Raw genomic sequence first — 11,791 nt, 5'->3', positions numbered from 1 at the left:
TTCGGCGCGAGCTGAAGCGCCGCTTGCTGGCCGATCCGCCGGATGTCTTTGTCGGCGTCGATGCGCCGGACTTCAATCTGGCGGTCGAGAAAGCGCTCAAGCGACGGGGAATTGCCACGGTGCACTACGTCAGCCCGTCGATCTGGGCCTGGCGCGGCGGGCGAATCAACAAGATCGGCGCAGCGGTTGCCTGCGTGCTGACGCTTTTCCCGTGCGAAGCGGCCTTTTACGAGAGAAAGGGAATTACGGTACGCTACGTTGGCCATCCGTTGGCCGACATGCTGCCGCTGGCCGACGGCCGCGCCGTGGCGCGCGCGCGTCTTGGTCTGGGCGCCGACGACGCCGTTTTCGCGCTGCTTCCGGGCAGTCGGCAGTCGGAACTGCACTACATGGCGGATACCTTCATCGAGACTGCACGGCGGGTCAATGAGGCACTCCCGACTGCGCTCTTTCTCGTTCCGCTGGCAACGCGCGAGACGCGCGTCCTGTTCGAGGCAGCGTTGCAGCGCTGCCAGGCCGGGAACTTGCCGATTCGCCTGGTTTTCGGGCACGCGCATGAGGCGATGATGGCGGCCGATGTGGTCCTGGTGGCGAGCGGCACGGCAACGCTGGAAGCGGCGCTGCTCAAACGGGCAATGGTCATCGTCTATAAGATGGCGCCGCTGTCCTATCGCTTGATGCGCCGGATGGCGTATTTGCCCTACGTGGGACTGCCCAACGTTCTTGCCGGCCGCTTTGTCGTTCCCGAGTACATTCAGGACGACGCCCGACCGGAGAAGCTGGCGCCGGCGCTCCTCGATCTCTACGCCGACAGCGCCGGCCGTCAGCGGATCGGCCAGGTTTTTCGTGAAATGCACCTGCAGTTGCGACAGAACGCCGCCGAGAAAGCCGCCGCTGCCGTCGTCGACTGCCTGCCGACGGAAGTGCGCAGGAATGTTGCTGCAGCCGCCTGAGGGCCTGGTCTGCGGTGTCGACGAAGCAGGGCGCGGGCCGCTGGCCGGCCCGGTCGTTGCCGCTGCCGTCGTGCTTGATGCGCGCCGGCCGCCGATTGTCGGCATCGACGACTCGAAGAAACTCAGTGCGCCAAGGCGCACCGTGCTTGCCGAGGACATCCGTCAACAGGCGTTGGCCTGGGCGGTCGGACAGGCGAGCGCGGCCGAGATCGACCAGTTGAACATTCTGCAGGCGAGCCTGCTCGCCATGCAGCGCGCGCTCTCGGCGCTGGTCGAGCAGTATCGCCTGCATCCCACGCTTGTCCTGGTCGATGGCAATCGCTGTCCGGCGCTGGCTTACCCGGCCGAGGCAGTGATCGGCGGTGACGGCAAGCTGGCTTGCATCGCCGCCGCGTCGATACTGGCCAAGACGCTGCGTGATCGGCTGATGTGCGAACTACATGCGGCTTTTCCGGCCTACGGTTTCGCTCGCCATAAGGGCTATCCGACAGCGCAGCATCTGGCCGCCTTGCGCGAGCATGGACCAAGCCCGCAGCATCGCCGCAGCTTCGCGCCGGTGGCCAGACTGAGCACGCGATGAGGCGCGTTACCGCCGCCGACAACCCGCATTTCAAGAGCCTCAAGCGGCTGGCGCGCAGTGTGCGCGAAAGGCGTTCGAGCGGCCATTGTCTGCTCGACGGCATGCACCTGATCACCGCTTACCGTCGCCATTACGGGCCGCCGGCAGAAATCATCGTCAGCGACAGCGGCCTGGCGCGGGCGGAAATCGCGGCTTACCTGGCCAGCGAGCTTGGGCAAGCCGCGATCACTCGGCTGTCCGATGGCCTGTTCGACGATCTCGCGCTGGTCGACTCACCGAGCGGCATCATGGCCGTCGTCGCCCAGCCGGCAGCTCGTCAGGCGCCCGAAGGCGAGGCCGAAACGGTTGTCCTCGACGGCGTACAGGACCCGGGCAACGTTGGTTCGATCCTGCGCAGTGCCGCGGCTGCCGGAGTGCGTCAAATCGTCGTCTCGCGCGATTGCGCAAGCGTCTGGTCGCCGAAGGTGCTGCGGGCGGCGATGGGCGCGCACTTCCAGCTCGACCTCTATGAGCGTGATGATCTGGCGGCCTTTCTGACCGCGTACCGCGGGCAGGTCCTGGCCACTTGTGTCGATGCGCCGAACAGTCTGTACGAAACGAAGTTCGTGCCGCCGATCGCCTGGGTCTTCGGTAGCGAAGGGCAGGGTGTGCGGCCGCGTATTGCGCGCGTCTGTGGTCTGCACCTGCGCATACCGATGGCGGCTGGCAGCGAGTCGGTCAATGTTGCTGCAGCGGCGGCCGTCTGCTTGTTCGAGCGCGCGCGGCGCGGCCTCGCCGGCGAACTGCCGGAGCCAGCGTGCCGTTCGCTGTGACGCTTGACGCCGACGGCGGCCGGTTAATCCGGCCGGCCGTTGGCGACGAGTCCTATTGCTGGAAGACGTAGGTGCCGGGCGCTGCGCAAAGCGGCACCAAGCCTTTGTCGGGAGCGCCCATCGGCGGCGGCGCCTCCATCCCCGTGGAATGCTGCACGAGCCACTGCTGCCAGGTTGGCCACCATGATCCCTCGGTTCTCGGCGTCTTTTCCTTCCAGGTTTCGGCGTCGAGGAAGCGCTCGCCCTCGCGGCAGACGCTCATCTGGAACGAACGGTGCGGCCGCCCGGGTTCGTTGATGATCCCGACGTTGTGGCCGCCGCTGGTGAGAACGAAGGTGAGTTCGGCGGCGTCGCTCTGCAGGTGCAGCTTGTACACCGAACGCCAGGGCGCCACGTGGTCAGCCGCGGCGGCAACCGCGAAGATCGGGCAGTGTATGTTGCTGATCGAGATCGCTCGTCCGCCGACCATGTACTTGCCCTGGAAGAGCTGGTTATCCACGTAGAGCCGACGCAGCACCTCGGAATGCTGCCGGTAGGGCATGCGCGTTCCATCGGCGTTCCAGGCCATGAGGTCGAACATCGGTTCGCGATGCCCGAGATAGTACTCGCGCACCATCTTGGACCAGATCAGGTCGGCCGACTTGAGCAACTGAAAGCCGCCTGATACCTGCTTGTGGCCGAGGTAACCCTTTTCCCACATCATGTCCTCGAGCAGGGTGACTTCGCTGGCGTCCATGAAGACGTTGATCTCGCCGACATCGGTAAAGTCGGTCATCGTGGTGAACAGGGTCATGCTGGCCAGCCGGTCGTCGCCGTCACGGGCCATTGCGGCAGCGGTGATGGTGAGCAGGATGCCGCCCAGGCAATAGCCGACCGTATGGATCTTGCGGCCGGGCAGAATCTCCCAGATGGCATTGATCGCGGCCAGCGTTCCCGCCTTGCGATAGTCTTCCATGCCGAGGTTGCGGTGCTCGCGACCGGGGTTGAGCCAGGAGATCATGAACACCGTGTGGCCCCGCTCGACGAGGTAGCGGACCAGCGAGTTGTGCGGCGAAAGGTCGAGGATGTAATACTTCATCATCCATGCTGACTGCATCAGCACGGGTTCACGGTGGACAGTGCCGGATGCCGGGGCGTACTGGATCAGTTCGATCAGTTGATTGCGGAAGACGACCTGACCGGGTGTGACCGCAAGGTTCTTGCCAACTTGAAAGGCCTCGACACCGGCTGGCTTTTCGTCGCGTAGCGAGCGGCGGAAATCCTCGGCGTAGTGTTGCGCACCGCGCGTCAGGTTGGCGCCCCTTTCCTTGATCGTCGCTTCGACGATTTCCGGGTTCATGGCCGGCATGTTGGCTGGCGCCATCATGTCGAGGATCTGCTTGGCGATGAACCACACGGCCGCCTCGCTGTGCTTGGACACGCCGCGGATTCCGGTCGTCGCGTTGTGCCACCATTGCTGATTGAGCAGGAAGCCCTGGTAGATCACGTTGAACGGAAACTGCTGCCAGCCCGGGTGATCGAAACGGTGGTCGCCGGGCAGCGGCTTGATGCAGTCCTCGGCGCTGCCGGTCATCGCCGAATTCAGCGCATAGCTGGCCAGGCGCAGCGCCTTGCGCGCCGCCTTGGCGCCGAGCTGAAACTGCTTGCCGGGTGAGGCGGAGAGGTGCACCAGCCAGTCGAGGTAAGCCATTGCCAGGGAAGCGGGCGAAACACCACCACTCAGTTGCCCGAGTGCGATATTGGTCATTCGGTCGATGTTCTCGAGCGCGTCCGAGTCGAGCAAATGACGGTCGCCAAGGCGGCGCGAGAACTGCGCGCCAGCCTTGCCGGCGGTAGCGGCGGGTGCGCCGGTTTCGCTCGGCCTGGCGGCTGGCTCAGCGCTGGCGGGCGGAGGGCTGGCGACGCTGCCGCCTGCGGACGGCGGCTGTACTGCCGCTGGCGCGGCAGGCGCCGCGTTTTCGCCCGAGGACGCCAAGTCGCCGGTGGGCGCGACAGCCGCTTTCCGGCGGCGTGGCGTCGCGCTGGGGTTGGCGGCGCGGGCACGCCGTTTCTTTGGCGCACCATCGGTTGTCGCTTCGACTGCCGCTGTGGCGGTCGTCTGCGTCGAATCTGTTGGGGTATCGGCCATGGCATGTTCTCCTTCTGCCTTTGTGGGTCGGGCCAGTGCAGGCTGGCGCCAGGTTTCGGCGCAACGCCGCTGTGCGTTTGCTGGCAGGCGAAGCGCAGCGGCGTTCGCTGAGCCTCAGGGCGCAACGACGCCCCGGGGCATGCGCCCATCCTACGGCATTGCGCGGGCAGCCGGCTGATCCAGGTCAACAACAGTAGGTACTGGCGCCGGTCGGGCGTCGCAGCTGGGAGTCGCAGCTGGGAGTCGGGTGGCTTGCGCGCTGCAACAGGCGCACGCTGGCGACCAGGCGAACGAGCGCTCCTGCTGCATTGCGTCGGAGGCTTGACTCAAACCTGCTCCGCATTCGACAATGCCGGCAATGCGCGCTGCCAGGAGCAGAGGTGGCCACATTCGGAGCGCGCGCGCCGCGTTTTCCGGCCGGATGGCCGGCGCGGCGGCCGCCGTGTTGCGCAACAGCATTCGGCGGGTCCGCCCAGCGGGGCGCTGGGTGCCTCTTCGGGCGAAGAGGACGGCAGAATTTCCACGGGTGGCGCTGGTCATCGACGATCGACGCCGCACGGGTCAAAAACGCGGCATCGGGTGGTGTCGCGATATTTTTTGGGGGTTAACATGCAAATCAACGGCAGTGTCTTTGTGGTAACAGGAGCAGGGTCGGGTCTGGGCGCGGAGACGGCAAGCGGCTTGGTCGGTGCCGGCGGCAAAGTCGTCATCGTCGACGTCGATGCCGCTGCAGGCGAGGCGCAGGCCGCACAGTTGGGCGCGAATGCACGCTTCGCAAAGACGGACGTGACCGACGAAGCGAGTGCTCGCGCGGCGATCGAACTGGCGGTGAGCACCTTTGGCGCCCTGCATGGTCTGGTCAACTGCGCCGGGGTTGCCCCGCCGAAGAAGGTTCTGGGTCGGGACGGCCCGCACGACCTGGCGACCTTTGCCCGCGTCGTCAACATCAACCTGGTTGGCACTTTCAACATGATTCGTCTGGCCGCCGAAGCGATGAGCCGGAACGAGCCGAACGAGGGGGGTGAACGCGGCGTCATCGTGAATACCGCGTCGGTGGCTGGCTACGATGGTCAGATCGGGCAGGCGGCCTATGCCTCGTCGAAAGCCGGTGTCATCGGCCTTACCTTGCCGGTGGCGCGCGAACTTGCGGCACATGGGATCCGTGTGGTGACGATTGCACCCGGCATTTTCGAAACGCCGATGCTCAAGGGTCTGCCGCAAGCGGCGCAGGACTCGCTCGGCAAGATGGTGCCCTTCCCCTCGCGTCTCGGCAAGCCGGCCGAGTATGCGGCGCTGGTTCGCCACATCTGCGAAAACGGCTACCTGAACGGCGAAGTCATCCGTCTCGATGGTGCCATCCGGATGGCCGCCAAGTAAGGCGCTGCGGGTCCCCGGGGCGCGCCCCGGCAGTGAGTTGAAATCCCTCTAGAATTCAGGAGTTTGGTATGAGTGAAGCAGTTGTTATCGTAGGTGCCAAGCGGACGCCGGTGGGTGCCTTCCAGGGTCAGTTCGCCGGATTGACCGCCCCGCAACTGGCCGCCGTGGCGATCAAGGCAGCTGTTGCCCAGTCGGGTGTCAAGGCAGAAGACATTGATGAGGCGCTGATGGGGTGCTGTCTGATGGCCGGACTGCGGCAGGCGCCGGCCCGGCAAGCCGTGCTTGGGGCGGGGCTGCCGAAGTCCGTCCCGTGCACGACGCTGACCAAGATGTGCAGCTCGGCGCAGAAGACGGTGATGCTGGCGCACGACCAGTTGCTCGCCGGTTCGATCAATGTCGCCGTGGCCGGCGGCATGGAGTCGATGACCAATGCGCCGCACGTGCTGACCAGCGCGCGCAGTGGTTACCGGCTTGGCCACGGACAACTGTTCGACCACATGTTCCTCGACGGTCTCGAGGACGCCTACGAGCAGGGCAAGCTGATGGGCGCCTTCGCCGAACTGTGCGTCGAGAAGTACGGTTTTACGCGTGAGGAAATGGACGCCTTTGCCATACAGTCGGTGACGCGTGCGCAGCAGGCGGTTACCGCCGGCGTCTTTGCGGCTGAGATTGCACCGGTGACACTCACCACGCGTAAGGGCGAAGAGATCATCGCGCTCGACGAGACGCCAATGAAGTGCGATATCTCGAAGATTGCCAAGCTGAAGCCGGCGTTCAAGCGGGACGGCGCGGTGACGCCGGCCAATTCGTCGTCGATTTCGGACGGTGCTGCGGCTTTTGTTCTGATGCGCGAGTCGGATGCGAAGCGAGCGGGCCTGAGCCCCTTGGCGCGCATCGTCGGCCACTCGACTTTCGCCCACGAGCCGGCCTGGTTTACGACGGCGCCGGTCTTTGCTTTCAAAAAGCTGCTCGCAAAGGCCGGCTGGCAGGCGGCCGACGTCGATCTGTGGGAGATCAACGAAGCGTTTGCCGCGGTGACCATGGCCTCGATGCGCGACCTGAACCTGGCAGCCGACAAGGTGAACGTCAACGGTGGTGCGTGCGCGCTCGGTCACCCGATTGGCGCCACGGGTTCTCGCATCCTGGTCACCTTGCTCTACGCGCTGAAGGCGCGTGGTCTGCAGCGCGGTATTGCCGGACTCTGCGCTGGCGGTGGTGAAGCCACCGCGATCGCCATCGAAGTTCTCTGATCGAGTCGCCAACGAGCCGTCCCGCCCCTTTCCCGGGGCGGGCAAGGAGTGAATCGGATGTTGATTGACAAGAAGCACATTGGCATGAAGGTGCCGCCACACTCGGTGACCCCGACGGCGTGGCAACTGAAGTGGTTCGCCAAGGCCATCGGCGAGACGAACCCGATCTATTTTGACGAAGCTGCGGCCAGTCAGGCTGGGCTGCCGGGGGTGCTTGTCCCGCCGACGTTCTTTTTCTGCATGGACATGGACAAGGAGCGTCCCTTCGACTACCTGGAAACGATGGGCTGCAATCTCGGCAAGATGTTGCACGGCGAGCAGTCGTTCATCTACCATAAGCCGGTCTACTCGGGCGAAAGGCTCGATTTCGACGCAGAAATCACCGACATTTACGACAAGAAGAACGGCGCCCTGCAGTTCGTCGTCAAGGATGTCAAAGTGCGTCGCCAGGGTGAACTGGTCTGCGACGTACACAGCGTTATGGTGATTCGGGAATAGGGGAAACTGATGACAATGCCAAGTTTTGACGCGCTCAACGTGGGCGACGAAATCCCCTCGATGACAACGGACCCGGTGTCTCGCCTGACGCTTGCCTTATACGCGACGGGTTCGGGTGACCACCATCCGCTGCACCTTGACCAGGACTTTGTCCGCTCGCAGAAGATCGCGCCGGACGTTTTTGCCCATGGCATGCTGGGGATGGCGTACCTCGGGCGAGTGTTGACGCAGTGGGTGCCGCAAGCGTGCATCCGCAGCTTCGGGGTCCGTTTCAGTGCCATCACCTGGGTCGGCGAGCGACTCGTGTGTACCGGGAAGGTGGTCGAAAAGCTGGAACGGAACGGGGAAAAGTGTGTCCGTCTTGAACTGCTCTGCGCCAACGAGCAGGGTGAGGCAAAACACAAGGCAGATGCGGTTGTCGCCCTGGCCTGAGCGGCCAGGGAGCAGGGTATCTGTTCGGTGCGGCCGTCTTCGGACGGCCGCTGTCTAGTTGTAGTCTGTAAAGCACTCAGTCTACCGATGGGCATCCGCCGGCCATCACGGTTGGCGTGTCCGATACACTGAAAGGAGATCGAAGGAGTGGAAAACAAGAATCCGAACGAGCAACTGAGCGGCGTCGTCAACGCTTGGGCTGAAATGCAGAAGCGCATGTGGGGCGATTGGTCCGCCATGCTGCAGAATCTCCCAGGGGGCAACGAGGGGCCCGTCGAAGCTGCCCGCAAAGGCATGGAAACCATCACCAAGGGTACGAACGAAGCCGCGCGTACGCTGATGGACCGGATCACGAGCAGTCAGGGCGCGATGAATCGCGTGATGGATTTCTTTTTCCGTTCGATGAAGGTTGTTGCGCCGAATCTTGAGGCCAACAAAGACTGGCGTCCGGATCTCAAGGCGTTCGCCGACAGTTGGGCGAAGGAATCGACCGCCATGCTGCAGCGCAGCCTGGGTATGGGCGCTCACCTGGGCAGCCTGGGCAACACGATGACCAAGGACCTGCCGAACGCAGTTGGGCCATGGATGTCCTTCCTGATCGAGGCGGCCTCCGCCGGCCACATGGGCGAAGCGATGCTTGGTGGAACAGCCGGGCTGAGCCGCCTGCTGGCCATGGAAAGCGACGCCAGCGCACTGGCCGGTGTCGGCGAGATTCCGCACTTCGGCGTGTCGCGCGAAAAGAACGCCAAGATAATGCGCCTGGTCGACGCGGCGGTCGATCTGCGCAAGAGCAGCCTGAAGTTTCATACGGCTTTTGCCGAAGCGCTCGCCAAAGCGGTCGAAGCCACTGTCGAAGAACTGGGCAAAGTAGCTGCCAAAGGGGAAAAAATTACCGCTGTGCGCGACCTGATGCGCCTCTGGTATCGCACGGCCGATGCGTCCTTGCTCGTCACCTTCAACTCGCAGGAATTCCTTGACGTCCAGAACGAGTTTACCAAGGCGCAGCAGGACTTCAAGTTGAAGCAGCGTGCACTGGTCGAAGATGTTCTGCGTAACCTCGATATTCCGACGCGCAGCGAGATCGACCAGGCGTACAAGGTAATGCACGACATGAAAATGGAAATCAGGGCGCTCAAGAGGGAACTGGCTCCGCCAGCCCACGCAAAGGCGGGCGCTGCGCCGCGCAAGGCAGCCGCGACTCGGGCCAAGAGTGAGTGAGCAGCGTGCTCCTGTACCGCGATGACCGCGCTGGCAAGCCATTAGACTATTAGGAGGGTGATACCCATGATGACATTTCCAATCCAGATTCTCCCCGCCGATCTTGCCGCCGAAGCTGCGGCGCTGAATGCGAAGCTGACCAAGGGTGTGGACCTGTTGAGCAGTCTCACCGACGAAGACGTCGATATCGGCAGTACGCCGAAGGATGTCATTTTCGAGCAGGACGGGATCCGCGTTTACCACTATCACCCGACCGTCGAAAAGTCGAAGATCATCAAGACGCCACTCCTCATCGTACCTCCGCTGATCAACGGCTACGAAGTTGCCGACCTGCAACCGGATCGCTCGGTGGTGCGCAACCTGCTTAACCAGGGGATCGATGTTTACCTGAACGACTGGGGTTATCCGCGCCCGGTTGACAAGCACCGCACCGTGGACGACTACATCAACGGCTACCTCGACGAGCACGTCGACTTCATCCGGCACTACCATGGCGTGGACAAGATCGCGCTCTTCGGCATTTGCCAGGGCGGCACAATTTCAACCACGTATTCGACGCTGCATCAGGACAAGATCAGCCACTTGACGCTGACCGTCTCGCCGATCGATTTTGACGCCTATCGCGCCAACCACAAGCCGCACGAAGGGCTGATGTTTACCATGGGTGCGGATGCCGATGTCGACAAGATGGTTGCGGTGCACGGCAACGTTCCGGCAGACGTGCTCAATGTTTCGTTCCTGATGGCGTCGCCGTTCATCCTGAACTTCGGCAAGTACGCCGATGTGATCGACATCCTGGATGACCGGCCGGCGCTGTTGAACTTCCTGCGCATGGAAAAATGGCTCTTTGGCGGTCCGGATGCAGTCGGACAGACGTTCAGGGAGTTCATCCGCGACTTCCTGAAAGGGAACAAACTGGTCAAGGGAACGCTGGAAGTCGGTGGGCGCAAGGTGGATCTGCAGGAGCTAAAGATCCCGATTCTCAACATCTTTGCTGAGAAGGACCACATCGTCCCGCCACCCTGCACGGTTGCCCTCGGCAAGCATGTGGGCAGCAAGGACTACACCGAGTTTGCCATCAACACCGGGCACATCGGCATCTACACTGGTGGCTTGGCGCAGAAAGTGCTGGCCCCGACGGTTGCCAACTGGATGCGCGAGCGCGGTGCCTGAGCGGCGGGCCGCTTGCTGCGGCTGAGCAGCCGCGGCTGTCGCGTTCGCCAGTGGTCGGCAACGCACAGCCGCGGTCGCTAGACTGGGCGCTTGACCAACGTGCCACCTGCGTTTTCTTGTGCGTGGCGCGGGGTCAGCGCCCGTCGCGTTTCTGAACTACTTGCCAGGTGTCGGACGCGGCCGGCGCGAACGACGCGCCGGCCCTCAGCAGAGGAGGGCGGCGAGTTGCGCGTCGAGTTCGCTCAGGCGCTTGCGGCCATCCGCGCTGAGCGCGATCGCGTCGCGCCAGTCACCGAACAGTTGCCGCAGGCTATCCGCATCCGGGCAGTTCTCGATACGCGAAATGAGACTCGAAGCGGCAAGTCCGACAAACGTGTCGAGCGTATTGGTCATGAAGTTCCGGGCCATCGCTACTCGTTCCGCCGCATCGTCGGGTATGGGCGGCATACTACGTGGCGGCGGCGCCTGATGTGCCGTCTCGTCGGCGATGACCTCGTCGTCGGCAAAGACTGCGAGGAAATTCTCGTCGATGACGGCCAGCCGACTGGCCAGGTCGGCGAGTTGTGTGCGGCCGTCGGCAGAAAGCGCGATCGCTTCGCGCCACGGCTTGGCCAGCGTGCGCAGGTGCGCCAGGTCGTGCGCTGCCTCGACATGGTTGATCAGGCTGGAAGCCGCATGGCCGACGAAGGTCGCCAAGGTGTTCGTCATGAAGTTGCGCGCCATATTCAGGCGCTGCAGTTCTACTGCCGGGAGCTGTGGTCGGATAGCTGCGGCCGGAACATCTTCCGGTTTCGGCGAAGCGGCGGCTCCTTCGCTGCCCTGGTTGAGCACGGGAGCGATGAAACCCTCATCAAGCAACTGGCGGCAGATCTCGCCTAGCGCTTCTCCCGGTACCAACTCGGCGAGCGCTGTCTGGTCACGCTTGCCGTCGATCAGGATCAGAACCCGGCGAGCGCGCACCGATAGCCGCTGGGTGCGCTTTTCGATTTCCTCGACGCCTTTCGGAGTCTTGCCGCAAATCGGAATTCTCGTCATGGGCTTCCTCTTACCGGGAAAGAGCAGCCGTTGCTGCAGCCTGACCCGTCGCTTGGCCAAGCGTACGCTGCGCTGACGTGGTGGCACCCAGCCCTGGGCAGGGACGCCAAGCGAGTTCCGGCAACAGTACGGCGAGGACGGCAGTATAGGTGGCTCGTTCGGGTGCCGTCAATCGCGGCTGGGGGGCAGTTTCACGGAAGAAGCACACCAAGTCGGCGGCTGCTGTTCTATAATATTTGGCGGATTACAATACCGTTTGACAGACGTCTGCTTGTGCGCCATAATCGCAGATTCCAGTGGAGGGATACCCAAGTGGTCAACGGGATCAGACTGTA

The 11,791-nt window shown here is 63.4% G+C and carries 11 protein-coding genes; 9 read left to right on the top strand and 2 right to left on the bottom strand.

Features of this window, described 5'->3' with window-relative positions; translation table 11 throughout:
• The 3 genes from lpxB to RKP46_RS19065 form a co-directional block, all read left to right on the top strand.
• On the top strand, positions 1 to 953 hold a 953-nt coding region (lpxB, locus tag RKP46_RS19075), incomplete at its 5' end, for a lipid-A-disaccharide synthase (RefSeq protein WP_311108084.1).
• Complete coding sequence (gene rnhB, locus RKP46_RS19070) at positions 934 to 1,533, top strand: ribonuclease HII (protein ID WP_311108083.1); 600 nt, start codon at positions 934 to 936, stop codon at positions 1,531 to 1,533. The genes lpxB and rnhB, both read left to right, overlap by 20 nt.
• Positions 1,530 to 2,345 (top strand): RNA methyltransferase, encoded by an 816-nt coding sequence (locus RKP46_RS19065; RefSeq protein WP_311108082.1) that lies wholly within the window; start codon positions 1,530 to 1,532, stop codon positions 2,343 to 2,345. The genes rnhB and RKP46_RS19065 overlap by 4 nt, the downstream gene beginning before the upstream one ends.
• Positions 2,346 to 2,397: 52 nt before the next feature.
• On the opposite strand, the gene RKP46_RS19060 is transcribed toward RKP46_RS19065, so the two are convergent.
• On the bottom strand, positions 2,398 to 4,092 hold the full coding sequence (locus tag RKP46_RS19060) for a PHA/PHB synthase family protein (RefSeq protein ID WP_409194169.1): 1,695 nt from the start codon (positions 4,090 to 4,092) through the stop codon (positions 2,398 to 2,400).
• A gap of 990 nt (positions 4,093 to 5,082) precedes the next feature.
• Here RKP46_RS19060 and RKP46_RS19055 point away from each other — a divergent pair.
• From RKP46_RS19055 to phaC, 6 genes are all read left to right on the top strand, one after another.
• Positions 5,083 to 5,850, top strand: a complete 768-nt coding sequence (locus RKP46_RS19055; protein WP_311108080.1) for a 3-hydroxyacyl-CoA dehydrogenase — start codon at positions 5,083 to 5,085, stop codon at positions 5,848 to 5,850.
• 68 nt (positions 5,851 to 5,918) lie between these two features.
• Positions 5,919 to 7,100 (top strand): acetyl-CoA C-acyltransferase, encoded by a 1,182-nt coding sequence (locus RKP46_RS19050; RefSeq protein WP_311108079.1) that lies wholly within the window; start codon positions 5,919 to 5,921, stop codon positions 7,098 to 7,100.
• Positions 7,101 to 7,157: 57 nt separating this feature from the next.
• Complete coding sequence (locus RKP46_RS19045; RefSeq protein WP_311108078.1) at positions 7,158 to 7,598, top strand: MaoC family dehydratase N-terminal domain-containing protein; 441 nt, start codon at positions 7,158 to 7,160, stop codon at positions 7,596 to 7,598.
• Between the two features lie 15 nt (positions 7,599 to 7,613).
• Positions 7,614 to 8,030 carry a MaoC/PaaZ C-terminal domain-containing protein gene (locus RKP46_RS19040; protein ID WP_409193998.1) on the top strand — a complete coding sequence of 139 codons (417 nt, stop codon included), beginning with the start codon at positions 7,614 to 7,616 and terminating at the stop codon, positions 8,028 to 8,030.
• A 147-nt stretch (positions 8,031 to 8,177) separates the two neighbouring features.
• On the top strand, positions 8,178 to 9,248 hold the full coding sequence (locus RKP46_RS19035) for a poly(R)-hydroxyalkanoic acid synthase subunit PhaE (RefSeq protein ID WP_311108077.1): 1,071 nt from the start codon (positions 8,178 to 8,180) through the stop codon (positions 9,246 to 9,248).
• 66 nt (positions 9,249 to 9,314) lie between these two features.
• Positions 9,315 to 10,421 carry a class III poly(R)-hydroxyalkanoic acid synthase subunit PhaC gene (gene phaC / locus RKP46_RS19030; RefSeq protein WP_311108076.1) on the top strand — a complete coding sequence of 369 codons (1,107 nt, stop codon included), beginning with the start codon at positions 9,315 to 9,317 and terminating at the stop codon, positions 10,419 to 10,421.
• 204 nt (positions 10,422 to 10,625) lie between these two features.
• Here phaC and RKP46_RS19025 read toward each other — a convergent pair whose 3' ends face one another.
• Positions 10,626 to 11,456: a hypothetical protein gene (locus RKP46_RS19025; RefSeq protein ID WP_311108075.1), complete on the bottom strand. Its 831-nt coding sequence runs from the start codon at positions 11,454 to 11,456 to the stop codon at positions 10,626 to 10,628.
• Between the last annotated feature and the right edge of the window lie 335 nt (positions 11,457 to 11,791).

It is taken from the genome of Accumulibacter sp. (genome assembly GCF_031732815.1).
Classification (GTDB): domain Bacteria; phylum Pseudomonadota; class Gammaproteobacteria; order Burkholderiales; family Rhodocyclaceae; genus Accumulibacter.
The sequence above is the reverse complement of the archived record's forward strand: the minus strand, read 5'-3'. Positions and strand labels throughout refer to the sequence as shown.